Genomic DNA, 24,569 nt, shown 5'->3' with positions numbered 1-24,569 from the left:
GGAGCGGTCTCAGTGCAGCGCTGGCGTGGCTTGGAGGACATTCCCCAGGACTGGGGACGCAGCGTCGTCACCATCGGCTCCTACGACGGGGTGCACCGCGGCCATCAGCTGATCATCGGGCGGGCCGTGCGGCGCGCTCGTGAGCTGGGCGTTCCCTCCGTGGTCGTCACCTTCGACCCGCACCCCAGCGAGGTCGTGCGCCCCGGCAGCCACCCGCCGCTGCTCGCGCCGCACCACCGCCGCGCCGAGCTGATGGCGGAGCTGGGCGTGGACGCGCAGCTGATCCTCCCCTTCACGACCGAGTTCTCGAAGCTGTCGCCCGCCGACTTCATCGTGAAGGTCCTGGTCGACAAGTTGCACGCGCGCGCCGTCATCGAGGGCCCCAACTTCCGCTTCGGCCACAAGGCGGCCGGCAATGTCGGTTTCCTCACCGAGCTGGGCGCGACGTACGACTACGAGGTCGACATCATCGACCTCTCGGTGAGCGGGGAGGCGGGCGGCGGCGAGCCGTTCTCGTCCACCCTGACCCGCCGCCTCGTCGCCGAGGGCGACATGACGGGCGCGGCCGAGATCCTGGGCCGCCCGCACCGCGTCGAGGGCGTGGTGGTCCGCGGCGCGCAGCGCGGCCGCGAGCTGGGCTTCCCCACGGCGAACGTCGAGACGCTCCCGCACACCGCGGTCCCGGTGGACGGGGTGTACGCGGGGTGGCTGACCGCGGACGGCGAACGGATGCCCGCGGCGATCTCGGTGGGCAGCAACCCCCAGTTCGACGGCAGCGAGCGCACCGTCGAGGCGTACGCCATCGACCGCGTCGGCCTCGACCTGTACGGGATGCACGTCGCCGTCGACTTCCTCGCGTATGTGCGCGGTATGGAGAAGTTCGACTCGATCGACGCGCTGCTGGTGGCCATGGCGGACGACGTGAAGCGCTGCCGGACGCTGATCGAGGCGTACGAGTCGCACTGACGGCGGGCGCCCCGGCAGGGGGCACGGTTCAGCCCTGCGCCGCCACCAGCACGTCCCCGGCCGTCGTCCGGCAGTAGAGCACCGACCGCCCGGCCCGCCGTCTGAACACCAGACCGGCGTCCAGCAGGACCTTGAGATGGCGGCCCACCGACCCCAGGACCTGGCCCGAGAGCGCGACCAGCTGCGTGGTGCTCTTCGGAGTGTCGAGCAGCAGCAGCACCCCCGCCCGGCCGCTGCCCAGCAGCCGGCCGAGCGTCTCGGGCACGGCCGCCCGGGCCGGCTCCGACAGCTGGCCCGTACAGGGGTAGACGGCGGAGAAGCGGTGCGGCCTCTCCCATGAGACCCAGCCGCTGCGCCCGCTCGCCGGAAGGAACAGCAGCTGCGCTCCCGAGAGCTCCTGCGGCTCATAGGCGCCGTGGTTGACCCGCAGCCGCCCCTCGCCCAGCCAGCGCATCCCCGGCCGGATGTCGTCCAGCGCCGCCGCCCAGCCGCCCTTGGTGAGCATCCGGGTGCGCGCCAGGATGTCCGCCTCGAAGAGGCGCCGCCGCCGGGGCCAGTACGGCAGCACGGTCTCCGTCCACACCCACTCCAGCAGGTCGGCCGCGCGGTCCGGCAGATCGTCCCGGTCCAGGGCGGCGGGCAGCCGGCCGCCCAGCCCGAAGGCCAGATCGCGGCGAGCCTCGGCCGACGGGGTGGCGCGGACCCCGGCCAGCTCGCGGTGGAAGTCCGACTCGTCATCGGACGGTGGCGTGGGCGACAGGAAGTCGGCGATCCAGTGCGGGCGCAGACCGGTCCGTACCAGCAGCCGGGTCACCGGATCGGCGTCCAGCAACTCCCGGTAGGCGGGCCGGTGCACAGCCAGCCAGGACCGCTCATCGGAGTACCCGGTCTGCCCGGACTCCAGCATCACCAGACAGGCGAAAGCCTCGCTGAACTGGGAGATCACAAACCGGCTGCGCGCCAGCGTGTCCGCGTCGATGATCCACAGCCCCATGTTCCGCCCCCCGGCGAAACATTAACCCCCTGCCCCGGCGCCCGGTCAGAATCCGGTCCATGCGCACCTACCGACAGCTCTTCGGAGTACCGGAGTTCACGCCGCTCTTCGTCTCCGCCTCGCTCCTGGGCGTGGGGTCGACCGTCAGCGGCATCGCACTGGCCTCGCAGGTCTTCTCCGCCACCCACTCACCGCTGCTCGCCGCGCTGAGCATGTTCGGCGGCTCCTTCGCCCAGGCCGTCGGCGCGGTGGCGCTGCTCTCCGCAGCCGACCGGCTGCCGCCCCGGGCCGCGGAGACCGGCCTCGCGGGGCTCGCCGCCGCGGGCGCCGCCGTCCTCGCGTTCCCGGGGCTGCCGGTCCCGGCCACCTTCGCGGTGCTGTTCGGCCTCGGCCTGGCCGGATCGGTGGGCGGCGGAGTGCGGTACGGCCTGCTGGCCGAGCTCCTTCCCAAGGAGGCGTATGTGCTGGGGCGTTCGGCCCTCAACATGTCAGCCGGGGTCACGCAGATCGCCGGATTCGCGGTCGGCGGTGTGCTGGTCGCCGCACTGTCCCCGCGCGGCGCCCTGCTCGTCGCCGCCGCTCTCGCCCTGGCCGCGGCGGCCGTCGCGCTCGGCGGCCTGAGCAGCCGGCCGGCCCGGGCGGCGGGCCGACCCTCGGTCCGGGAGACCTGGCGCGTCAACCGGCTGATCTTGTCGTCCGCGCCGCGCCGGTATGTCTACCTCGCGCTCTGGGTGCCCAACGGGCTGATCGTCGGCTGCGAGTCGGTCCTCGTGCCGTACGCGCCCCGGCACGCCGGGCTGCTGCTCGCGGCCGCCGCGACCGGGATGCTGGCCGGGGACGTGGCGGTCGGCCGGCTCGTGCCGCCGCGCCGGCGGCCCCGGCTCGCCACCCCGCTGCTGCTCCTCCTCGCCGCGCCCTATCTGCTGTTCGCGGTCCGGCCGGGTCTGCCGCTCGCGGTGGCCGCCATCATGCTCGCCTCGGCCGGGTACGCGGCGAGCCTCGTCCTGATGGAACGTCTGGTGGGGCTGACGCCCGACGACATCCAGGGCCAGTCGCTCGGTCTGCACACCTCCGGGATGCTGACACTCCAGGGCGTGGGGGCCGCCCTGGCCGGCGCCGTGGCCCAGCACACGTCCGCCGCGACGGCCATGGCGGTGATGGCCGCGGCGTCCGTCGCCGTATCGCTGGCCCTGATACCCGGGCTGCGGGCGGGGGCCCCGGCGCCCGCCGCCCCGGGGCCGCCAGCTCCGTGACCGCAGCGGCACACCGCTTCGGGCGCGCTGCCTCAGGAACGCCGCCCCCCAGGAACACCGCCCCAGGAACCGCCTCAGGAGGCCGGTACGGTCCCAGCGGACTTCGACGCAGCGGCCCAGTGGCACGCCACCGCGTCATCTCCGCCACCCGCCAGCACCGGCAGATCCTTCGTACGGCAGGCATCGGCGACCCCCGCACGCTCCGCCTCGCCCGAGGCGAGGATGTGGCAGCGGGCGTGGAACCGGCACCCGGACGGCACCCTGGACGGGTCCGGCGGCTCACCGGTGAGCACCACCGGCTCGGTCGACGCATCCGGCATGACCGACAACAGCGCCTGAGTGTAGGGGTGTTGGGGCGCCGTGAGGATCCGGTCCACGTCACCCGTCTCCACGATCCGGCCGAGATACATCACCGCGACCCGGTCGGCGATGTTCCACGCGAGCCCCAGATCGTGGGTGACGACCAGGGCCGAGAGGCCCAGCTCGTCCCGCAGCCGCAGCAGCAGGGCGAGGATCTCACCGCGCACCGACGCGTCCAGGGACGCCACCGGCTCGTCCGCCACGATCAGTTCGGGATCGAGCACCAGCGCCCCCGCGATCACCACACGCTGGCGCTGACCGCCCGACAGCTCGTGCGGATACTTCAGGAAGAACCGCTCGGGGGGCCGCAGTCCCGCCCGGGAGAGCGCCTCGGACACCTTGGCCCGCTCGTCGCCCGTGAACCCGTGGATCCGCAAGCCCTCGGCCACCGCCTCGTACACGGTGTGCCGCGGGTTGAGCGAACCGCTCGGGTCCTGGAGCACCAGCTGGACCCGCTTGCGGTACGCCTTGAGGGCGCGGGCGGAGAGGTCCAGTGGTTCGCCCGCGAAGGCGACCTCGCCCGACGTCGGCCGTACGAGTCCGAGCAGCGTGCGGGCGAGCGTCGTCTTGCCGCACCCCGACTCACCGACCAGGGCCACGATCTCGCCGGGCCCGATATGGAGGTCCACCCCGTCGACGGCGCGCGCCGGGGAGGCTCCGCGCCTGCCCGGGAAGGCGACCTCCAGCGCGGTGGTGCTCAGCAGGGGAGGGGTGGTCATGAGGTGCTCCTTGCTTCCTCGGCGCCGGGGTCCGCGTTCGTGCCGTCACCAGGCTCTGCGACCGCCACCGCTACCGCGCCGGTGCCCGGCTGCACCAGCAGACAGGCCGCCTGCCGCCCCGGCCCGGCGTCCCGCAGCTCCTGCCCGCTGGTCGCGCACTCGTCCAGCGCGACCGGGCAGCGCGGATGGAACGTACAGCCCGACGGCAGCGCGGCCGGGTCCGGCGGGTCACCTGGCAGCCCGCGCGGGGCACGCCGGGACGCGGGGTCGCCGATGCGCGGGAAGGCGCCGGACAGCGCGGTGCTGTACGGGTGCGCCGCAGCGGTGAAGACCTGCTGCGCCGGGCCCTCCTCGACCACCCGGCCCGCGTACATCACGGCCAGCCGGTCGCAGGTGTCGGCGAGCACCGCCAGGTCATGGCTGATCATCAGCAGGCTGATGTCCTGGTCCGCGACCAGCTGCTCGATCAGCCGCAGGATCTGGGCCTGGATCATCACGTCGAGCGCGGTGGTCGGCTCGTCGGCGACGATCACCTGCGGGCCGCAGGCCAGCGCCATCGCGATCATCACCCGCTGCCGCTGTCCGCCGGAGAGCTCGTGCGGATAGGCCTCCGCCCGCGCCGCCGGCAGCCCGACCTGCTCCAGCAGCTCGCGGGCGCGTGCGCGGGCCGCGGCCGGGGTCGCCTGGTGGTGTACGAGCAGCGGCTCCGCGATCTGGTCGCCGATCCGGTGCACCGCGTTGAGGGAGTGCATCGCGCCCTGGAAGACGATCGAGGCGCCCGCCCACCGGACGGCCCGCAGCCGCCCCCACTTCATAGTCAGGACGTCCTCACCGTCGAGCAGGATCTCGCCGCTCAGCGTCGCCGACGCGGGCAGCAGCCGCAGCAGCGCCAGCGCCAGGGTCGACTTTCCGCACCCCGACTCACCGGCGATCCCGAGCTTCTGCCCGGCACCGACGGTCAGGTCCACCCCGCGCACGGCGGGCACGGCGGCCGCACCCGACCCGTAGGTCACGTGCAGGTCCTTGATTTCGAGGAGGCTCAACGTCCCACCCCCAGCTTCGGGTTGAGCACGGCCTCCACGGCGCGGCCGCAGAGGGTGAAGGAGAGCGCGACGAGGGCGATGGCGATACCGGGGGGCGCCAGATACCAGAAGTGCCCCGAGGACACCGCGCCTGCCTCGCGGGCGTCCTGGAGCATCCCGCCCCAGGAGATCACCGTCGGATCGCCGAGTCCGAGGAAGGCCAGGGTCGCCTCGGTGAGGATGGCGTTCGAGATGCCCAGCGTGGTCTGCGCGAGCACCAGCGGCACCACATTGGGCAGCACGTGCCGGGTCATCACATGGCCGTGGCCGCCGCCGAGCGCCCTGGCGCGTTCGATGTACGGACGGGACTCCACAGCGATGGTCTGCGCCCGCACGAGCCGCGCCGTGGTCGGCCAGCTGGTGACGCCGATCGCCAGGATCACCGTCCAGACCGAGTGATCGAGCACGGTCGCCAGCACGATGGCCAGCACCAGGGTCGGCATCACCAGGAACCAGTCGGTGATCCGCATCAGCACCGTCGCGAACCAGCCGCCGAAGTGGCCCGCGATGATCCCGACCAGGGTGCCGATGGCCACCGAGAGTGCGGCGGCCAGCAGCCCCACGGTGAGCGAGATCCGGGCGCCCCAGACGAGCAGCCCCAGCACCGAGCGCCCGAACTGGTCGGTCCCGAGCGGGAACTCACCGCTGGGCGACTCCAGCGGCGAGCCCGGAGCCTTGGTCACACTCTGTACGTCGCCGCCGACCAGCAGGGGCGCGGCCAGCGCGATCGCCGCGATGAGGACGAGACCGGCCAGCCCGAAGACCCCGGCCCGGTGGGTGCGGTACTGCTGCCAGAAGCGGGCCAGGGAGTCGCGCTGCCTGGCCCGGGCGAGCGAGCCCGCCGTCGGTTGTGCGGTCGTCATCGGCCCACCCTGGGATCGAGCAGCGGATAGAGCAGATCGGCGAGCAGGTTCATCACGATCATCGCGCCCGCGAAGACCACGAACAGCCCCTGCACCAACGGCAGATCGGGCACGCTCAGCGCCGAGTAGAAGAGACCGCCGACGCCGGGCCAGGAGAACACCGTCTCGACCAGGATCGAACCGGCCGCCACATGCCCGAAGTTGATGAAGATCATGGTCATGGTCGGCAGCATGGCATTGGGCACGGCGTGCCGGCGGCGCACCAGAACGTCGCGCAGCCCCTTGGCCCGCGCCGTCGTCAGATAGTCGCTGCCCATCTCGTCCAGCAGCGAGGAGCGCATCACCAGGAGGGTCTGCGCGTAACCGACCGCTACGAGAGTGATGACGGGCAGCACCATGTGGTGCGCCACATCGGTGACGTACGCGAAGCCGGACAGACCGCCGGACTCCATGCCGCCGGTCGGGAACATTCCGGGGATCGGGCCGATGCCGACCGAGAACACGATGATCAGCAGCAGCCCGAGCCAGAAGGCGGGCACCGACCACAGGGTCAGCGCCACCCCGGTCGAGAGCCGGTCGCCGAGCCCCCCGTGCCCCCAGGCGGAGCGGGTGCCGAGCCAGAGGCCGAGCGCGGAGTAGATCACCACGGCGACACCGGTGAGCAGCAGTGTCGCGGGCAGTTTCTGCGCGATCAGCTGCCCGACGGGGGCGTGGAACTGGTACGAGATGCCCAGATCGCCGCTGAGCGCCTTGGTGCAGTACTGGGTGAACTGCTGCCAGACCGGCAGATCGAGCCCCAGCTGCTTGCGCAGGGCGAGCAGCTGCCCATGGGTGACCGGGCGGCCGTGCGTCATCGTACGGACCGGGTCGCCCGGGATGATCCGGAACAGGAAGAAGCTGGTGACCAGGACAGCGAACAGCGAGACGGCCGCGCCGCCGAGCTTGCCCGCCACGTACAGCAGATACGCGGTCGCGTTACGGGTGCGGGGGCCGGACGGCCCGGTCTTGATCTGGACCGGGCCGTCGGCCGCACCCTCCGCGAGCGGAGTGGTGCTAGCAGCGCTCATGGGTTATTCACGGTCTTCCGCGGTGGAACGGCGGCGCAGGGCGACGAAGCCTCCGAGCCCGATGACGATGACAGCTGCCACGATGCCGATGACGAGCCCCGTCGAGGAACCCGACGACTTCGAGGTGCTGTGGTCGGCGGGGACCGCCGACCACCAGCTCCAGTAGCCGTCCTGGCCCCAGATGTTGCCCGCCGCCTGGGGCATCGTGTCGATGGACTTGATCTGGTCGGTACGGTACGCCTCGACCGCGTTCGGATAGGCCATGACATTCATGTACCCGGTGTCGTACAGCCGCGACTCCATCTGCTTCACCAGATCGGCCCGTTTGGCCGGGTCGTACTCGGCGGCCTGCTGGGCGTAGAGGCCGTCGAACTTCTTGTCGCAGATGAAGTTGTCCGTGGCACCCGTGTCCTTGGGCGTGTCGGGCAGCGCCGCACAGGTGTGGATGGAGAGGACGTAGTCCGGGTCGGGATTGACCGAGTACCCGTCGAAGGCCAAATCGTACTGGCCGGCCAGCCAGGGGTCGGACACGTTGTCGAGACAGCTCATCTTGAGCCCGATGCCCAGCTTGCCCCACCACTCCTGCATGTACTGGCCGATGGCCTTGTCGTTCGGGTCGGTGGCGTGGCAGAGCAGCCGGAAGCTGAGCGGCTTGCCGTCCTTGCCGACGCGCTTGCCGGCACCGTTCTTCTTGTAGCCCGCCTGGTCCAGCAGGGTTGCCGCCTTGGCCGGGTCGTAGGCGATCTGCTGGCTCGCCGACGGTTTCCAGAAGTAGCTGGAGAAGCGCGGCGGGATATAGCCGGCGCCCTGCACGGCATGCCCCTGGAAGACCTTGTCGATGATGGTCTTGGTGTCGGTCGCGGCGAACAGCGCCCGGCGGACCCGGGGGTCGAGCAGGGCGGGGTTGCCGTTGCCGATCTTCTGGCCGTTCTTGGCCTTGGCGCCCGGGTTGGTGGCGAGCGCGTAGAAGCGGCGGCCGGGGGCGTCGTTGACCTTGATGTTCTTCTCGGTCTTCAGGGCTGCCGCCTGAGCGGGTGTGAGGCCCTGGACGAAGGAGACCTCACCCTTCTCCAGGGCGGCGACCGCGGCGTCGTTGTCCTTGTAGTACTTGAAGTCGAGCTCGTCGAACTTCGGGGCGCCCCGCCAGAACGTCCTGTTCGGCTTGAACTTCAGATACTGGTCGACCTTGTAGTCGGTCAGGAGGAAGGGGCCGTTGCCGACGACCGGGAACTGCTTGTCGTTGTTGAACTTCGAGAAGTCCTTGACGCTCTCCCAGACGTGCTTCGGCACGATCGGCACGTCGAGCGCGGTCATCGTGGCCTGAGGCTTCTTCAGCTGCACGACCAGCGTCTGCGGATCGGGCGCCGTGACCTTCTTGAAGTTCGAGGTGAAGCTGCCGTTGGCGGTGGCGGCCGCACCGTCCGTCATCATCTTGTTGAACGTCCAGGCCGCGTCGTCGGCGGTGGCCTGCTGCCCGTCGGACCACTTGGAGTTCTTACGGATGGTGAAGGTCCAGGTCAGCTTGGAGGCCGACGACTTCCACGTGGTGGCGAGACCCGGGACGGTGTGGCCGTCCTTGACGTCATAGTTCGTCAGGTAGTCGTACATCAGGCGCAGCGCGGTGGTGGACACCAGGCGTGTGGCGAGGAACGGACTCATCGAGTCGACGCTCTGATTGACGGCGACGGTGAGGACCTTCTTGCCACCGGAGCCGTCCCCTGAGCCGGATTCAGCCGTGTCCGCCGCCTTGGCTGTTGCGGCGTGGGCCTGTTGGGGAGCCGGGTTCAGCGGGGTCGCGGCGGCGGCCATCAGGGCGAAGGCGGTCGCACCGGTGGCCAGGAGCAGACGGGAACGGGATCGGTGCTGGATTGTGCCGGTCGGAACTCTTCTGTCCATGGGCGTTGACCTCGCGTCAGGGTGAATCATGGAGTCGCCAGCTGGTGAAGCGAAGGTTTATCAGCGGTGGTTTAGACATGTCAACGGTCGTCAAGACCGTGCCTGGTCTGCACAAATGTCTGAAGGCCCACACCGTTCGCACGGTGTGGGCCTTCAGTGGTCTATACCCTTATCGCCTTACTGCTGAGGGGCCGCCGGTGCCTGCGGGGGCTGCTGCTGAGGCCACCCGGCGGGCGGCACGGGTCCCTGCGACTCAGGCTGACCGGGCTGACCGGGCTGACCTGGGTGTCCCTGCTGCTGCGGCTGGGGGAGCGGCTGTCCCGGCTGCTGCTGCCAGGGCTGCCCCGGCGGGGGAGGCTGGCCGGGCTGTCCCGGATGCCCCTGACCCTGTTGTCCCGGAGCCTGTTGCCCCTGACCCTGCTGTCCCGGCCGGCCGGGCTGCGCCGACTGCTGCTGCCAGCCCCCTTGCTGCGGCGGATAGGGCTGCTGCGGGGGCTGGCCCTGCGGAGGCTGCTGACCTCCGTAGGGCTGCTGCGGTCCTTGAGGTGCCTGCGGCCCCTGGGGCGGGTACGGCTGCTGCCGACCGGGCAGCGGCGGGGCCATGTGCGGAGGCGAGGCCTGGCCGCTGCCGGTCCACAACCCCTGCGCCTGCTGGGCGCGTTGGAAGTCCTCGGCGACCAGGGCGGAGAGGTTGAAGTACGCCTCGCGGGTCTTCGGCCGCATCATGTCCAGGTCGACCTCGGCACCCGCCGACAGGTGCTCGTCGAACGGCACGACGACGACCGCACGGCAGCGGGTCTCGAAGTGCTGCACGATGTCGTCGACCTTGATCATCTTGCCGGTCTCGCGGACCCCCGAGATCACGGTGAGCGACCGGGCGACCAGGTCCGAATAGCCGTGCGCCGAGAGCCAGTCGAGCGTGGTGCTCGCACTGGAGGCGCCGTCGACGGAGGGGGTGGAGACGATGATCAGCTGGTCGGCGAGGTCGAGTACGCCCCGCATCGCGCTGTAGAGCAGCCCCGTACCGGAGTCGGTCAGGATGACCGGGTACTGCTTGCCCAGGACGTCGATGGCCCGGCGGTAGTCCTCGTCGTTGAACGTGGTGGAGACGGCGGGGTCCACGTCGTTGGCGATGATCTCCAGACCGGAGGGCGCCTGCGAGGTGAACCGGCGGATGTCCATGTACGAGTTGAGGTGCGGGATCGCCTGGACCAGGTCTCGGATGGTGGCCCCGGTCTCACGCCGTACCCGCCTGCCGAGCGTTCCGGCGTCCGGGTTGGCATCGATCGCCAGGATCTTGTCCTGCCGTTCGGTGGCGAGCGTGGCGCCCAGCGCGGTCGTCGTGGTGGTCTTGCCGACACCGCCCTTGAGGCTGATGACGGCGATCCGGTAGCAGGAGAGGACCGGCGTCCGGATGAGTTCGAGCTTGCGCTGCCGCTCGGCCTCCTCCTTCTTGCCGCCGATCTTGAAGCGCGAACCACCGGCCGGACCGCTGCGACTGCTCTTCGTCTTCTGCTTGTTGCGGATCAGCCGGTCGGACGACAGCTCGACGGCCGCCGTGTACCCGAGCGGCGCACCCGGAACCGAACGCTCCCGCTGATCATGGGCAACGGGCTGCGGCCACGCGGCTCCGGTGCGGGGGTCGACGGGGGCGCCGGGCTGCTGGGCCTGCCGGGGATCCTGGGCCTGCGGATTCTGCTGCGCGGGCAGGTTCGGGGCAGGGGCACCGGGCTGCGGGAAGCCGTAGCCTGATTCGGGGTGCTGCTGAGGCTGCTGTGCCTGGGGTGCCTGCGGCTGCTGCGGTGCGGGGAGGTCGGGGGCCGGCTGCGGGAATCCGTAACCGGCCTGCCCCTGCGGAGCCTGCTGCTGCGGGAACCCATATCCGCTGTGCGGCGGCTGAGGTGCCTGGGGCGGCAGTGGTTGCTGCGGGAACCCGTAACCAGGCTGCGGCTGCTGCGGCTGTTGGGGTGCGGGGAGGCTGGGGGCCGGCTGCGGGAACCCGTAACCGGCCTGTCCCTGCGGAACCTGAGCCGGGGGAGGCGTGCCCGGTGTCTGTTGCTGGGGCTGCTGTGGCTGCTGAGGGGCAGCAGGCTCGGGGGACCGCGGGAAGCCGTAACCACCCTGCTCGCCGGCCGGCTGGGCGGTCTGCGGGGGCCAGGACGGCGGCGCCGGGGGAGCCGCCGGACCGACCGCGGGCGGGCCCTGCGGCTGCGGCTGGTGCGGCCCGGGGTACGGCTGCGACTGATCGGCGCTCGGCGTGCTCACCGGCCACTGCGGAGCGGGCGGCGGCGCGGCGGGCTGGAACGCGGGCGGCAGCGGCGGCAGTTCACTCTGCGGCGAAGCGGAGGGCGCGGGTGCCCAGGGCTGGGCGGGCGCGGGAGGCGCGTCCTGCGGCTCCGGGTCGTCCGGAACGTGCGGCGGCACCGCGTCCTCGACTGCCTCGGTTGGCGCGGGTACGGCGTCGGCGGCCTCTCGGACGGGCCCGGCCGCCGCTCCGGAATCCGCCCCGAAGTCACTCCGCCTGTCAGTGCCGCGCGGAGTGCCGGGCAGGTCGAACGAGGCGGCGACATCCGCGAACGCGTCGGACCGATAGGGGCCGGGAGACCCGCTGGACGTTCCGGCCGTCGGAGCGGGGGCGGGCGGGGTGCTCTCCGGCTCGGTGCCCGGAGGGGTCCAGGGCCGCTCCCGCGCGGCCTTCGCAGCCGCTTCGAGCTTCTCGAACTCACGCTTCAGCGCGGCGGGGGAGAACTTCATGGTGTCCGCGCTCTCCACCTCACCCCCACCGAACGCCTCGGCTGCCTTCTCGGGCGCACCCTTCGGGCCCGGTTCTGCTGCCGGCTCCGGTTCCTGGTCCTGAACGACCGGTGCGACGGGCTCGGACGCCGACTCGGGCTCATCTCCGGCCTCGGACACGGAATCACCGAATGACTCCGGGGCAGATTCCGCATCGGCCCGGGACTTCGGCTCCTGATCGGACTCCGGCTCCTGCTCGGGAGCCCCGTCCGATTCGTGCATCCGGTCCCACTTGGAATCCGCGTCCGCTTCGGGCGCCGCGCCAGTACCCGGCTCCGCTGGACGTCCGGCCCGCGTCTCCGGTGCTTCCTTCGTCTCCGGTTCTTCCTTCTCCGCAGCGGCCGGCGCCGGGCTCCAGTTCGGCTGGAACCCGCCCGTCAGCGGCAGCCCCGGCACAGCCGCAGGCCCACCGACAGGACCGGTGGGCTGCACCTGAGGCACCTGAGTCACCTGGGGCATCTCGGGCCGAGGCACCGGCGGAGCGGGCGGCGGGGGAGTGGGAGCGGGCGGCGGATCGGCCGGTGCCGGCTCCTTCGCCTGAGCGTCCGAAGCCTGAGCGTCCGAAGCGTTCTGCGTGTACCAGGCGGGAGGGGTGTAGTCGATGGTGAACTCACCCGTCTCGGCGGGATCCGCGTCGGACTGATCGTCGACGGGTGTGTTCGGTCCCCCGCGAATCTCGTCCCGATCGCTGTTCACAATGCCTCCCGCTGGTGTGCTCTAGCACCCTCGTGCCGTAGTGGATGGGGGGCGACCGTTGTCGTCCGATCCGCCTGGCTCTCCCCGTGAGGACGCGAACACCCCGTTTGCGGGTTCTGGCCCGCGCCCCCGTCCCAGCCTAATCACCATTCGTACCGGGACGGCATGACGGAGTGCACCGTCGGGCGTGACCTTTACGTCAAGGGGCGCCCGAAACAGGCCCTGTTACGCCACAAGGCATCGGTCATAACGGAAGGAAGGTGCCGAAAGTCGCCCAAAATCGATCCGTCGTGGCCGTCCCCTGCCCCGGGCTACTCCGCGGCGCTCGTCATCCCGCCGTTGTGGGGTGCGGGCTCCAGGTCGAATTCGCCGTCGCGGGCGCCCAGCACGAAAGCGCGCCATTCCGCTTCCGTGTACCGCAGCACTGTTCCGTGGTCGACGGACGACCTCATGGCCACGGCCCCGTCCGGCAGATACGCGATCTCGACCCGCTCCTCGTGCTCCGAGGTGCCGGGCGCGCCCTGCCACTCGACACCGGAGATGTCGAGGGCGTAGAGCTCTTCCTTCTCGCGTTCCTTGCGGTCCTTGTCGTGTGCGTCAGCCATGGCTGCCCGGTCCCTTCACCACGTACGAACAAGCTGTTCGCTCACCCTACTTGGAGAGACCGGTCCCGCTCATGGGTTCCGGGCGACGTGGATCCGGGATGACGGCGGGTGCTGCGTGGTCACCGGCTGAGCAGCGCGATCGCCGTATACGTACCGCTCACCGCACCGACTGCCATCACCGTCACCGACACGCAGCGCCGCTTCAACTGCTCATAGCGCGCGGTGTACTCGCCGCGCAGCTCGGCCGCCCGGCCCGAGATCCGTACGAGCACGGCCCGGGAGACGGCCACCCGGTCGGCCGTGTAGACGCGTTCCACCTCGTCCCGCTGGGCCGTTGTCAGCCAGGGCAGCTGGCCGGCGAAGCGGGCCGCCTGCCGCCGGGCCTCCTCCAGTTCCGCGCTCCACAGCAGATACCCCTCGATCCGCACGAGACCGCGCGCGGTGTCTTCGTCGGTTGCCACGCCGTCTCCTCGCCGTCCCTTCCGCTTCTCTTCTTCTCCTCTTCTTTCGCTGCGCTACTCGTCCCCGGCGCCGGTGGATGAGGGGGCGCCCGCTGTGTGCCCCGCTGCTTGGAGAGCGTTGACCGCGGGGTAGTGGAGGTCGAACGCCGGGCCCTCCGAGCGGATCCTCGGAAGGGTCGTGAAGTTGTGCCGGGGCGGCGGGCAGGATGTCGCCCATTCGAGCGAGCGGCCGTAGCCCCACGGGTCGTCGACCGTGACCGGCTTGCCGTACTTGGCGGTCTTCCAGACGTTGTAGAAGAACGGCAGCAGCGAGAGCCCCAGCAGGAAGGAGCTGATGCTCGAGATGGTGTTCAGCGTGGTGAAGCCGTCAACGGCGAGATAGTCCGCGTACCGCCGCGGCATACCCTCCGCGCCCAGCCAGTGCTGCACCAGGAACGTGCCGTGGAAACCCACGAAGAGCGTCCAGAAGTTGATCTTGCCGAGCCGCTCGTCCAGCATCTTGCCCGTGAACTTCGGCCACCAGAAATAGAACCCGGCGAACATCGCGAAGACCACGGTCCCGAACACCACGTAATGGAAGTGCGCGACCACGAAGTACGAGTCGGACACATGGAAGTCCATCGGGGGCGAGGCCAGGATGACACCGGTCAGACCACCGAAGAGGAACGTGACCAGGAAGCCGATGGACCAGAGCATCGGTGTCTCGAAGGACAGCGACCCCTTCCACATCGTGCCGATCCAGTTGAAGAACTTCACACCGGTCGGCACCGCGATCAGGAAGGTCATGAAGGAGAAGAACGGCAGGAGCACACCGCCGGTGACGAACATGTGGTGGGCCCACACCGTCACCGAGAGCCCCGCGATGGAGATCGTGGCCCCGACCAGGCCGATGTAGCCGAAGACCGGCTTGCGGGAGAACACCGGGATGATCTCGGTGACGATCCCGAAGAACGGCAGGGCGATGATGTACACCTCCGGGTGCCCGAAGAACCAGAAGAGGTGCTGCCACAGCAGGGCCCCCCCGTTGGGCGCGTCGAAGACATGGGCGCCGAACTTGCGGTCCGCCTCCAGCACGAGCAGCGCGGCGGCCAGTACGGGGAAGGCCAGCAGCACGAGCACGGCGGTGAGCAGCGTGTTCCACACGAAGATCGGCATCCGGAACATCGTCATACCGGGGGCGCGCATGCAGATGATCGTGGTGATGAAGTTGACCGAACCAAGGATCGTGCCGAAGCCCTGGAAGGCCAGCCCCATGATCCACAGGTCCGCGCCGACCCCGGGGGAGTGGGTCTGGTTGTTCAGCGGGGAGTATGCGAACCAGCCGAAGTCGGCCGACCCGTCCGGGGTGAGGAACCCGCCCATCACGATCAGCGCACCGAACAGGTACAGCCAGTAGGCGAAGAGGTTCAGCCGCGGGAACGCCACATCGGGCGCCCCGATCTGCAACGGCATGATCCAGTTGGTGAAGCCGATGAACAGCGGCGTCGCGAACATCAGCAGCATGATCGTGCCGTGCATCGTGAAGGCCTGGTTGTACTGCTCGTTCGACACGATCTGCGTACCCGGCCGCGCCAGCTCGGCTCGCATCAGGAGCGCCATCACGCCGCCGATGCAGAAGAAGGCGAACGATGTCGTCAGATACATCGTTCCGATCGTCTTGTGATCGGTCGTGGTCGCCCAGGTGACGATGAACCTTCCGGGACTCCTGCGGCGTACCGGTACCTCGCTGTCGTAATCGTCATCGGACGTGGGTGAGTCCTCGGTGGCCCTCGTCGTCACTGCGCTGCTCCTGCTGCTGTGGTCGCGCCCTGACGGGCTGGACAGCACAGGAGCATGGCGCAGCTCAAGCCGAAGGGATCTGAGGCGGCGTGGCGTGGCGCGCGGCTTGAGCCATTCGGGTCCACGGACGGGAGCAGGGGCGCGGGCCGGCCGACTCGGAAAGGCTGATACGCTGTGTGACGGCCGTCTGTGTACGCGCCTCCGGATGACCTGGAGGCTGCGCCCAGCGGACCCCGCCTCCCGAGTTACGGAAGCTCCCCAGCGTATTCGACCTGGGGCACTCGGTGGCCTGAAGACTCACGAGGAGTATGCGTGTCGCTCGACGCCGCTACGAAGAAGCAGATCATGACCGAGTTCGGCCAGAAGGAAGGCGACACCGGTTCCCCCGAGGTTCAGGTCGCCATGCTCTCGCGTCGCATCTCGGACCTGACTGAGCACCTCAAGATGCACAAGCACGACCACCACTCCCGCCGGGGTCTGCTGATCCTGGTCGGCCAGCGTCGCCGCCTTCTCCAGTACCTGGCCAAGAAGGACATCCAGCGCTTCCGTGCGCTGGTCGACCGCCTCGGCATCCGCCGCGGTGCGGCCGGCGGCGCCAAGTAGGAACGTTGTGCGAGGGAGCGGGCCCCATTTCCTGGGGACCGCTCCCTTTGCCGTACGTGCCACTGCTGTACGTGCGGAACCCGGACCGGGCTCAGTAATCTGGGTGTGCACGGCAGTACAGAACGCTGCGGTACCGAACGCCGCAGTACGGAACACGGCAGTACCGAACACCGCAGTACGCAGAACCGCAGTACCGAATGCTGCAGTACCGAACGAGGGGAAGCGCCCTCCAGCCGCCGCCGGTCCTCGGTAGTGGCCCCCGGGAAACATCACCCGGGTGCTCCGATCGAAGACCGGCCCCGCAACCATGGAGCGCTTCTCCGCCCCGTTCCCCGCCACACGGGCTGGGGGACGAAAGACGACGAGTATGGAGAAAACGCTAGTGGAGAACGAGACCCACTACGCCGAGGCCGTTATTGACAACGGAACCTTCGGCACCCGCACCATCCGCTTCGAGACGGGCCGCCTCGCCAAGCAGGCCGCCGGCTCCGCCGTGGCGTACCTGGACGACGACACCATGGTGCTGTCGGCCACCAGCGCTTCCAAGAAGCCCAAGGACCAGCTCGACTTCTTCCCCCTCACGGTGGACGTCGAGGAGCGGCAGTACGCGGCCGGCAAGATCCCCGGCTCCTTCTTCCGCCGCGAGGGCCGCCCCTCCGAGGACGCGATCCTCACCTGCCGTCTGATCGACCGGCCGCTGCGCCCCTCCTTCAAGAAGGGCCTGCGCAACGAGATCCAGATCGTCGAGACGATCATGGCGCTCAACCCCGACCACCTGTACGACGTGGTCGCGATCAACGCCGCCTCCTGCTCCACGATGCTGGCCGGCCTGCCCTTCTCCGGCCCGATCGGCGGCACCCGCGTCGCTCTGATCAAGGGCCAGTGGGTCGCCTTCCCGACGCACACCGAGCTTGAGGACGCCGTCTTCGACATGGTCGTCGCGGGCCGCGTGCTCGACGACGGCGACGTCGCGATCATGATGGTCGAGGCCGAGGCCACCGAGAAGACCATCCAGCTGGTCAAGGACGGCGCCGAGGCCCCGACCGAAGAGGTCGTCGCCGCCGGTCTCGAAGCCGCGAAGCCCTTCATCAAGGCGCTCTGCAAGGCACAGTCCGACCTCGCCGCCAAGGCCGCCAAGCCCACCGGCGACTTCCCGGTCTTCCTCGACTACCAGGACGACGTCCTGGAGGCGCTCACCGCCGCGGTCAGGACCGAGCTCGCCAAGGCGCTCACCATCGCCGGCAAGCAGGAGCGCGAGGCCGAGCTGGACCGCGTCAAGGAGATCGCCGTCGAGAAGCTGCTCCCGAAGTTCGAGGGCCGCGAGAAGGAGATCTCCGGCGCGTACCGCGCGCTGACCAAGTCCGTCGTGCGCGAGCGCGTCATCAAGGACAAGGTCCGCATCGACGGCCGCGGCGTCACGGACATCCGTACGCTCGCCGCCGAGGTCGAGGCCATCCCGCGTGTGCACGGTTCGGCGCTCTTCGAGCGTGGCGAGACCCAGATCCTGGGTGTCACCACCCTCAACATGCTCCGCATGGAGCAGCAGCTGGACACCCTCTCCCCGGTGACCCGCAAGCGCTACATGCACAACTACAATTTCCCGCCGTACTCCGTCGGTGAGACCGGCCGCGTGGGCTCGCCCAAGCGCCGCGAGATCGGCCACGGAGCGCTCGCCGAGCGCGCCATCGTGCCGGTGCTGCCGACGCGCGAGGAGTTCCCGTACGCGATCCGCCAGGTCTCCGAGGCGCTGGGCTCCAACGGCTCGACGTCCATGGGCTCGGTCTGCGCCTCCACCATGTCCCTGCTGAACGCCGGTGTGCCCCTCAAGGCCGCCGTCGCCGGTATCGCCATGGGCCTCATCTCGCAGGAGATCGACGGCAAGACGCACTACGTCGCCCTCACCGACATCCTCGGTGCGGAGGACGCCTACGGCGACATGGACTTCAAGGTCGCCGGCACGAAGCAGTTCGTGACCGCGCTGCAGCTCGATACCAAGCTCGACGGCATCCCCGCCTCGGTCCTGGCCGCCGCGCTGAAGCAGGCCCGTGACGCCCGCCTCCACATCCTCGACGTGATGAACGAGGCCATCGACGTCCCGGACGAGATGTCCCCGAACGCCCCGCGGATCATCACCGTCAAGATCCCGGTGGACAAGATCGGTGAGGTCATCGGCCCCAAGGGCAAGATGATCAACCAGATCCAGGAGGACACCGGCGCCGACATCACGATCGAGGACGACGGCACCATCTACATCGGTGCCCAGCAGGGTTCGCAGGCCGAGGCCGCGCGCGCCACGATCAACTCGATCGCCAACCCGACCATGCCGGAGGTCGGCGAGCGTTACCTGGGCACGGTCGTCAAGACCACGACCTTCGGTGCGTTCGTGTCGCTCATGCCGGGCAAGGACGGCCTGCTGCACATCTCGCAGATCCGCAAGCTCGCCGGTGGCAAGCGCGTGGAGAACGTCGAGGACGTGCTCGCGGTCGGCTCCAAGGTCCAGGTCGAGATCGGCGAGATCGACTCCCGCGGCAAGCTCTCCCTCGTCCCCGTCATCGAGGGTGAAGAAGACGAGAAGAAGGACGACGCCGACAAGTGACGTCCCGTAGTTCCGTGACGACGGCCCGCACCTCATCGGAGGCGCGGGCCGTCGCCCGTACCCAGAGCCACCTCACGGACGAGAACGGCAGCAGTGCATTCAAGGACGGAAACGTGAGCAACGCCGGAGCACAGTCCAGCGACACGGTCCGCAGGACCGTCCTCCCGGGCGGTCTGCGCATCGTCACCGAGACCGTCCCCTCAGTACGCTCGGCGACTTTCGGGATCTGGGCGAACGTCGGATCCCGCGACGAGACGCCGTCCCTCAACGGAGCCACCCACTACCTGGAACACCTCCTCTTCAAGGGCACCGAGAAGCGCAGCGCCCTCGACATCTCCGCCGCGGTCGACGCCGTCGGCGGCGAGATGAACGCCTTCACGGCGAAGGAGTACACCTGCTACTACGCGCGGGTCCTGGACAGCGATCTGCCACTGGCGACAGACGTCGTCTGCGACATGCTGACCGGTTCGCTGATCACCGCCGATGACGTCGAGGCCGAGCGTGGCGTCATCCTCGAAGAGATCGCGATGACCGAGGACGACCCCGGCGATGTCGTACACGACCTCTTCGCGCAGACGATGTTCGGCGACACCCCGCTCGGCCGCCCGGTTCTCGGCACCGTCGACACCGTCAACGGGCTCAGCCGCAGCCAGATCGCCCGCTTCTACAAGAAGCACTACGACCCGACGCACCTCGTCGTCGCCGCCGCGGGCAACATCGACCACGACACCGTGGTACGCCAGGTCAGCGATGCGTTCGAGCGCGCGGGCGCGCTGTCCCGTACCGACGCGGTACCGGTGGATCCGCGCACCGGGTCCCGCACCCTGCGCTCCGCGGGCGGCGTCGACCTGCTGAACCGCAAGACCGAGCAGGCGCACATAGTCCTCGGGATGCCCGGCCTGGCCAGGACCGACGACCGGCGCTGGGCGCTCGGTGTCCTCAACACCGCACTCGGCGGCGGCATGAGCTCCCGTCTCTTCCAGGAGGTACGGGAGAAGCGCGGCCTCGCCTACAGCGTGTACTCGTACACCTCGGGCTTCGCCGACTGCGGGCTCTTCGGCGTCTACGCGGGCTGCCGCCCCAACCAGGTCCACGACGTCCTGAAGATCTGCCGGGACGAGCTCGACCGGGCAGCGGGCGAAGGGGTCACCGACGAGGAGATCCGCCGCGCGATCGGCCAGCTCGCCGGTTCCACGGTGCTCGGCATGGAGGACACGGGGGCGCTGATGAACCGCATCGGCAAGAGCGAACTGTGCTGGGGCACCCAGCTGTCGGTCGACGAGATGCTGGAGCGGATCACCGCGGTCACCCCTGACGAAGTCCGCGCGGTCGCCCAGGACATATTGGGACAGCGCCCCTCGCTTTCGGTGATCGGGCCGCTGAAGGACAAGCAGGCCGACCGCCTCCACGAAGCGGTCTCCTGAGCTGAACCGTCCGTAGCTGAACCGTCTGTGAAACGCGTCAGCCATGACGCGTGAAGCGCGAGCGATGAAGGAAGAGCAAGCATGAGCAGCAAGCTGCGCGTCGCGGTCCTCGGCGCCCGGGGCCGTATCGGCTCCGAAGCCGCACGGGCCGTCGACGCCGCCGACGACATGGAACTGGTCGCCGCCCTCGACCGCGGCGACGAGCTCGACGCACTCACCGCGTCCGGAGCGCAGGTGGCCATCGACCTGACGCACCCCGACGCGGTGATGGGCAACCTCGAATTCTGCCTACGCAACGGAATCCACGGCGTCGTCGGCACCACGGGCTGGACCGAAGACCGCCTCGCGCAGCTCCGCTCCTGGCTCGCCGACTCCCCGGAGACCGGCGTCCTCATCGCCCCGAACTTCTCCATCGGCGCCGTGCTCACCATGGCGTTCGCCCAGGCGGCAGCGCGTTTCTTCGAGTCCGTCGAAGTGATCGAGCTGCACCACCCGAACAAGGCGGACGCCCCGTCGGGCACCGCGCAGCGCACCGCTCAGCTCATCGCGGCCGCCCGCGCCAAGGCCGGCTGCGCCCCGCAGCCGGACGCCACGAGCACCGCACTGGACGGCGCCCGCGGAGCCGACGTCGACGGCGTCCCGGTGCACTCCGTACGGCTGCGCGGCCTCCTGGCCCACCAGGAGGTGCTCCTCGGCGGCGAGGGCGAGACCCTCACCATCCGCCACGACTCCCTGCACCACAGCAGCTTCATGCCGGGCATCCTGCTCGGCACGCGCCGCGTGGTGGCCACCCCCGGCCTCACCCTCGGCCTGGAACACTTCCTCGATCTGAGCTGACCCGATGCGCGCAAAGATCACCTACCTCGTCACGGCCGCCGTCCTGGTCTTCTACTTCGTCCTGGTCGGCAGCCGGGGGGTGCTGCTCATCGAGAACGGCACGCTGCTCACGGTCACCTTCGGCGTGGCGGTGCTGATCCTGCCGCTGATCGGCATCTGGTTCCTCTGGAAGAACACCCAGTTCGTCCGGCGGGCCAACCGGCTCGCCGCCGAACTGGACGCCGAAGGCGGCCTGCCCGTCGACGAGTTGGTACGTACGCCCAGCGGCCGGATCGACCGCGACTCGGCCGACGCGGTCTTCGTCCGCCGCAAGGAGGAGACCGAGGACAGCCCGGACGACTGGCGCTGCTGGTTCCGCCTCGCGGTCGCCTACCAGGACGCCAGGGACACCCCGCGCGCCCGCAAGGCCATGCAGCGGGCCATCGCCCTGCACGCGGGCAGGCCCGTCAGTATCTGACGGGCCTGCGGGTCGCCGGGAAATCCTCCGCCCGGCCGGGCTGGTTTCTCCACGGCCGCTCAGCCGAGCCGGTACTCCGCACCCCAGGCCTCGACCGTGTCCGCTGCCCGGTCGAAGGCCTCGTGGCGTGCCAGGAAGTCGGCACTGTGGTCGGTGAGCAGCGGCGACAGCCGCTCACCGTTCCGCTGTACGAGCAGAAGCGCCTCGCCCTGTACCGTGCGCGGCAGCCCCAGCCAGCGGACCGGCTGCTGCACCGTGCGGACGGCCGCGGTACGGCCCCAGGGCACGGTCACCGTCTTGAAGAAGCCCACCCGCCGCACTCCGTGCCTGCTCACCCAGGTGCCCATCCGCAGCAGCCGCAGGGCGCAGGCCACCACTACGAGGCCGAGTACGAGAGTGACGCCCGCACCCGACACCGCGCCGGCGAAAGCGATGATCATCGCCGCCAGCAGGACGAACGAGGCGAGCAGCAGAAGCAGAGCTGCCGCCCCGACCCGCCAGGGTCCTGGGCGGTAGGGGCGGCGCCACTGGTCGTGGTCGTCGAACGGCAGCGCGACGTCGCCGGCATTCTCGGCGGCTGCGTCAAACGCGCGGTCGGCCGTCAGGAAAGGCAGGGGCACGACTGATCCTCACTCACAAGCACGCTCGATTGGCTGTGCCCGGTGAGGCTACCGATGAGATCATCGCCCGACCACCCCAGGGGTCCGGACGAGTCAGTGGCCGTGGGCCGCTTCGGACTGATGTGTCTGCGCGGGCGTCTGATCGGCTGCCAGAGCAGGCAGCCCCAACAGTAGCGAGCCCGTCAGGCCCGCGACGACGGTGAGGCCGACGAGCACACGGCCGGCCAGCTGGGAGGCGCTGGGGCGTTGACGGGGCGGCGGTTCGATGTTGCTACGGAAGCGGTCTGCGTCAGCGACGAATGCGAACGGGACGGCCTCTCGCCGGCGGAACATAGGGGCACTTCTCCTTGGATCACGAGACTTCCGGTTCCACTCTGGTTCCACAGATTCAGACGTCCAAAGCAGCCGATCGGTGCCCGATTTCCACGAATGGGCAGAACTTTTCTGCTGACGGTTCGTCGGCCCTGGATGTCGGTGCCGCGCCGTAGAGTGGGCGCCGCCCGAGCGATGCAATTGGAAGGACCCCGCCGGTGAGTGACACTCCCACCTCAGACCCCAAGCCGAGCTTCCGCAGCGACGTCACCGTCGAGCTGGTGAAGCACAGCGCGAGCGACTCGGACGTGCTGTGGGCGGCCCGAGTCTCCACGGCGGGTGAGCAGTCCCTCGAAGAGCTCCGGAAGGACCCGGAGCGCTCCAAGGGCCTCATCAACTATCTGATGCGGGACCGGCACGGCAGCCCCTTCGAGCACAACTCGATGACCTTCTTCGTCAGCGCCCCGATCTTCGTGTTCCGTGAGTTCATGCGGCACCGTGTCGGCTGGTCGTACAACGAGGAATCCGGCCGCTACAGGGAGCTGGAGCCGGTCTTCTACGTACCGGGAGAGTCCCGAAAGCTGGTCCAGCAGGGCCGTCCCGGCAAGTACGAGTTCGTCGAGGGCACCGCGGCCCAGCAGGAGCTCACCGGCCGAGTCATGGAGGACTCCTACCGGCAGGCATACGAGGCCTACCAGGAGATGCTGGCCGCCGGTGTGGCCCGCGAGGTGGCCCGTGCGGTGCTGCCCGTCGGCCTGTTCTCCTCGATGTACGCGACGTGCAACGCCCGGTCGCTGATGCACTTCCTCGGCCTGCGTACCCAGCACGAGCTGGCGCGGACGCCGTCCTTCCCGCAGCGGGAGATCGAGATGGTCGGCGAGCAGATGGAAGGGCACTGGAACAAGCTCATGCCGCTGACCCATGCGGCCTTCAACAGCAACGGCCGGATCGCCCCATAAGGCACGCATGTGCGACTGGGCCGCGTGAGGTGTCCGGATTGCACCCTTTGCTGAAGTTCATCTAGGCTGATCAAACGGACCCGGCACTGCTTGAACCCCCGAGCAGGCAGTGCCGGGCTCCGTAGCTCCCGTCCCCCGAGGGGACGCAGCGCACTGAGCAGCGAGTAGCGTGGTACCCATGGCTCCGATCTCCACTCCGCAGACCCCCTTCGGGCGGGTCCTCACCGCCATGGTCACGCCCTTCACGGCGGACGGCGCGCTCGACATCGACGGCGCGCAGCGGCTTGCCACCCATCTGGTGGAAGCAGGCAATGACGGCCTGGTTGTCAACGGCACCACCGGTGAGTCCCCGACCACCAGCGACGCGGAGAAAAACGACCTCGTGCGGGCGGTACGGGAAGCGGTCGGAGACCGTGCTCACGTCATCGCGGGCGTGGGCACCAACGACACCCGGCACAGCCTGGAGCTGGCCCGAGCGGCCGAGACCGCGGGAGCGCACGGCCTGCTCGCCGTGACGCCGTACTACAACAAGCCGCCGCAGGAGGGCCTGCTCCGGCACTTCACCGCCATCGCGGACTCCACCGGGCTGCCCGTCATGCTGTACGACATCCCGGGCCGCAGCGGTGTGCCGATCAACACCGAGACGATCGTCCGGCTGGCCGAGCACCCGCGCATCGTGGCCAACAAGGACGCCAAGGGCGACCTCGGCCGCGCCAGCTGGGCCATCGCGCGCAGCGGCCTGGCCTGGTACTCGGGCGACGACATGCTGAACCTGCCGCTCTTCTCGGTGGGCGCGTGCGGATTCGTCTCCGTCGTCGGCCATCTCGTCACCCCTGAGCTGCGAGCCCTTCTGGAGGCCTACCTCGCGGGTGACGTCCAGAAGGCGACCGAGATCCACCAGCGTCTGCTGCCCGTCTTCACCGGTATGTTCCGGACGCAGGGCGTGATCACGACGAAGGCCGCACTGAGCCTCCAGGGCCTGCCTGCCGGACCGCTCAGGCTCCCTCTGGTGGAACTTGCCCCTGAGGAGACGGCCCAGCTCAAGATCGATCTTGCCGCCGGCGGGGTAGAACTTTAAACACAGACTTCACAACTGAATACGCAAGATCACTCTGACAACTGCAAGTGCACGAATCATGCGCGCCACGTGCCTCAGGTACGTGGCGTGTGTGGTGAGGAGAGTCTTTTGAGTCATCCGCATCCTGAACTCGGCGCACCGCCGAAGCT

22 protein-coding genes (1 of these 22 running past the window's edge) are annotated in these 24,569 nt (G+C 69.5%); 10 read left to right on the top strand and 12 right to left on the bottom strand.

What is annotated here, in order from left to right; translation table 11 throughout:
* Nucleotides 1–12: 12 nt before the first annotated feature.
* Nucleotides 13–966 carry a bifunctional riboflavin kinase/FAD synthetase gene (locus OG452_RS08095; RefSeq protein WP_327294941.1) on the top strand — a complete coding sequence of 318 codons (954 nt, stop codon included), beginning with the start codon at nt 13–15 and terminating at the stop codon, nt 964–966.
* Between the two features lie 28 nt (nt 967–994).
* Here the strand turns inward: OG452_RS08095 and OG452_RS08090 are convergent, their stop codons facing one another.
* Nucleotides 995–1,960, bottom strand: a complete 966-nt coding sequence (locus OG452_RS08090; protein ID WP_327294940.1) for an ArsR/SmtB family transcription factor — start codon at nt 1,958–1,960, stop codon at nt 995–997.
* Between the two features lie 59 nt (nt 1,961–2,019).
* On the opposite strand from OG452_RS08090, the gene OG452_RS08085 reads away from it, so the two are divergent.
* Nucleotides 2,020–3,213, top strand: coding sequence for an MFS transporter (locus OG452_RS08085; RefSeq protein WP_327294939.1), 1,194 nt, complete (start codon nt 2,020–2,022; stop codon nt 3,211–3,213).
* A gap of 74 nt (nt 3,214–3,287) precedes the next feature.
* Here the strand turns inward: OG452_RS08085 and OG452_RS08080 are convergent, their stop codons facing one another.
* From OG452_RS08080 to ctaD, 9 genes are all read right to left on the bottom strand, one after another.
* Entirely contained in the window at nt 3,288–4,292 is a 1,005-nt protein-coding gene (locus tag OG452_RS08080; protein ID WP_327294938.1) for an ABC transporter ATP-binding protein, read from the bottom strand.
* Nucleotides 4,289–5,386, bottom strand: coding sequence for an ABC transporter ATP-binding protein (locus tag OG452_RS08075; protein WP_405565625.1), 1,098 nt, complete (start codon nt 5,384–5,386; stop codon nt 4,289–4,291). The genes OG452_RS08080 and OG452_RS08075 overlap by 4 nt, the downstream gene beginning before the upstream one ends.
* Nucleotides 5,332–6,237, bottom strand: a complete 906-nt coding sequence (locus OG452_RS08070) for an ABC transporter permease (protein WP_327294936.1) — start codon at nt 6,235–6,237, stop codon at nt 5,332–5,334. The genes OG452_RS08075 and OG452_RS08070 overlap by 55 nt, the downstream gene beginning before the upstream one ends.
* A complete protein-coding gene (locus OG452_RS08065; protein WP_327294935.1) occupies nt 6,234–7,304 on the bottom strand; it encodes an ABC transporter permease in 1,071 nt (356 codons plus the stop codon). Before OG452_RS08065 ends, OG452_RS08070 begins: the two co-directional genes overlap by 4 nt.
* 3 nt (nt 7,305–7,307) lie before the next feature.
* Nucleotides 7,308–9,200 (bottom strand): ABC transporter substrate-binding protein, encoded by a 1,893-nt coding sequence (locus tag OG452_RS08060; protein WP_327294934.1) that lies wholly within the window; start codon nt 9,198–9,200, stop codon nt 7,308–7,310.
* A 177-nt stretch (nt 9,201–9,377) separates the two neighbouring features.
* Complete coding sequence (locus OG452_RS08055; RefSeq protein ID WP_327294933.1) at nt 9,378–12,689, bottom strand: SCO5717 family growth-regulating ATPase; 3,312 nt, start codon at nt 12,687–12,689, stop codon at nt 9,378–9,380.
* 311 nt (nt 12,690–13,000) lie between these two features.
* A complete protein-coding gene (locus OG452_RS08050) occupies nt 13,001–13,294 on the bottom strand; it encodes a DUF397 domain-containing protein (RefSeq protein WP_327294932.1) in 294 nt (97 codons plus the stop codon).
* A 119-nt stretch (nt 13,295–13,413) separates the two neighbouring features.
* Nucleotides 13,414–13,755 (bottom strand): hypothetical protein, encoded by a 342-nt coding sequence (locus OG452_RS08045; protein WP_327294931.1) that lies wholly within the window; start codon nt 13,753–13,755, stop codon nt 13,414–13,416.
* A 54-nt stretch (nt 13,756–13,809) separates the two neighbouring features.
* Entirely contained in the window at nt 13,810–15,534 is a 1,725-nt protein-coding gene (ctaD, locus tag OG452_RS08040; protein WP_327294930.1) for an aa3-type cytochrome oxidase subunit I, read from the bottom strand.
* Between the two features lie 312 nt (nt 15,535–15,846).
* On the opposite strand from ctaD, the gene rpsO reads away from it, so the two are divergent.
* From rpsO to OG452_RS08015, 5 genes are all read left to right on the top strand, one after another.
* Nucleotides 15,847–16,137 (top strand): 30S ribosomal protein S15, encoded by a 291-nt coding sequence (rpsO, locus tag OG452_RS08035; protein WP_250297433.1) that lies wholly within the window; start codon nt 15,847–15,849, stop codon nt 16,135–16,137.
* A 382-nt stretch (nt 16,138–16,519) separates the two neighbouring features.
* A complete protein-coding gene (locus tag OG452_RS08030) occupies nt 16,520–18,733 on the top strand; it encodes a polyribonucleotide nucleotidyltransferase (protein ID WP_327299550.1) in 2,214 nt (737 codons plus the stop codon).
* Entirely contained in the window at nt 18,730–20,157 is a 1,428-nt protein-coding gene (locus OG452_RS08025) for a M16 family metallopeptidase (protein ID WP_327294929.1), read from the top strand. The genes OG452_RS08030 and OG452_RS08025 overlap by 4 nt, the downstream gene beginning before the upstream one ends.
* Nucleotides 20,158–20,238: 81 nt before the next feature.
* A complete protein-coding gene (gene dapB, locus OG452_RS08020) occupies nt 20,239–20,994 on the top strand; it encodes a 4-hydroxy-tetrahydrodipicolinate reductase (RefSeq protein ID WP_327294928.1) in 756 nt (251 codons plus the stop codon).
* Between the two features lie 4 nt (nt 20,995–20,998).
* The gene (locus OG452_RS08015) at nt 20,999–21,451 is read left to right on the top strand and encodes a tetratricopeptide repeat protein (protein ID WP_327294927.1); all 453 of its coding nucleotides are present in this window, start codon (nt 20,999–21,001) and stop codon (nt 21,449–21,451) included.
* A 59-nt stretch (nt 21,452–21,510) separates the two neighbouring features.
* On the opposite strand, the gene OG452_RS08010 is transcribed toward OG452_RS08015, so the two are convergent.
* Nucleotides 21,511–22,071 (bottom strand): hypothetical protein, encoded by a 561-nt coding sequence (locus tag OG452_RS08010; protein WP_327294926.1) that lies wholly within the window; start codon nt 22,069–22,071, stop codon nt 21,511–21,513.
* A 93-nt stretch (nt 22,072–22,164) separates the two neighbouring features.
* Nucleotides 22,165–22,404: a hypothetical protein gene (locus OG452_RS08005; protein ID WP_327294925.1), complete on the bottom strand. Its 240-nt coding sequence runs from the start codon at nt 22,402–22,404 to the stop codon at nt 22,165–22,167.
* A gap of 197 nt (nt 22,405–22,601) precedes the next feature.
* On the opposite strand from OG452_RS08005, the gene thyX reads away from it, so the two are divergent.
* The 3 genes from thyX to OG452_RS07990 form a co-directional block, all read left to right on the top strand.
* The gene (gene thyX / locus OG452_RS08000) at nt 22,602–23,342 is read left to right on the top strand and encodes an FAD-dependent thymidylate synthase (protein WP_327294924.1); all 741 of its coding nucleotides are present in this window, start codon (nt 22,602–22,604) and stop codon (nt 23,340–23,342) included.
* Nucleotides 23,343–23,520: 178 nt separating this feature from the next.
* A complete protein-coding gene (gene dapA, locus OG452_RS07995; protein ID WP_327294923.1) occupies nt 23,521–24,420 on the top strand; it encodes a 4-hydroxy-tetrahydrodipicolinate synthase in 900 nt (299 codons plus the stop codon).
* A 108-nt stretch (nt 24,421–24,528) separates the two neighbouring features.
* Nucleotides 24,529–24,569, top strand: partial view of a ribonuclease J gene (locus OG452_RS07990; protein ID WP_327294922.1) — the 5' end (the start) only. The gene runs 1,645 nt beyond the window's last position; 41 of the gene's 1,686 nt are visible here — the first part of the coding sequence; it begins with the start codon at nt 24,529–24,531; its stop codon lies off the right edge, out of view.

It is taken from the genome of Streptomyces sp. NBC_01197, from assembly GCF_036010505.1.
GTDB lineage: Bacteria > Actinomycetota > Actinomycetes > Streptomycetales > Streptomycetaceae > Streptomyces.
The sequence above is the reverse complement of the archived record's forward strand: the minus strand, read 5'-3'. Positions and strand labels throughout refer to the sequence as shown.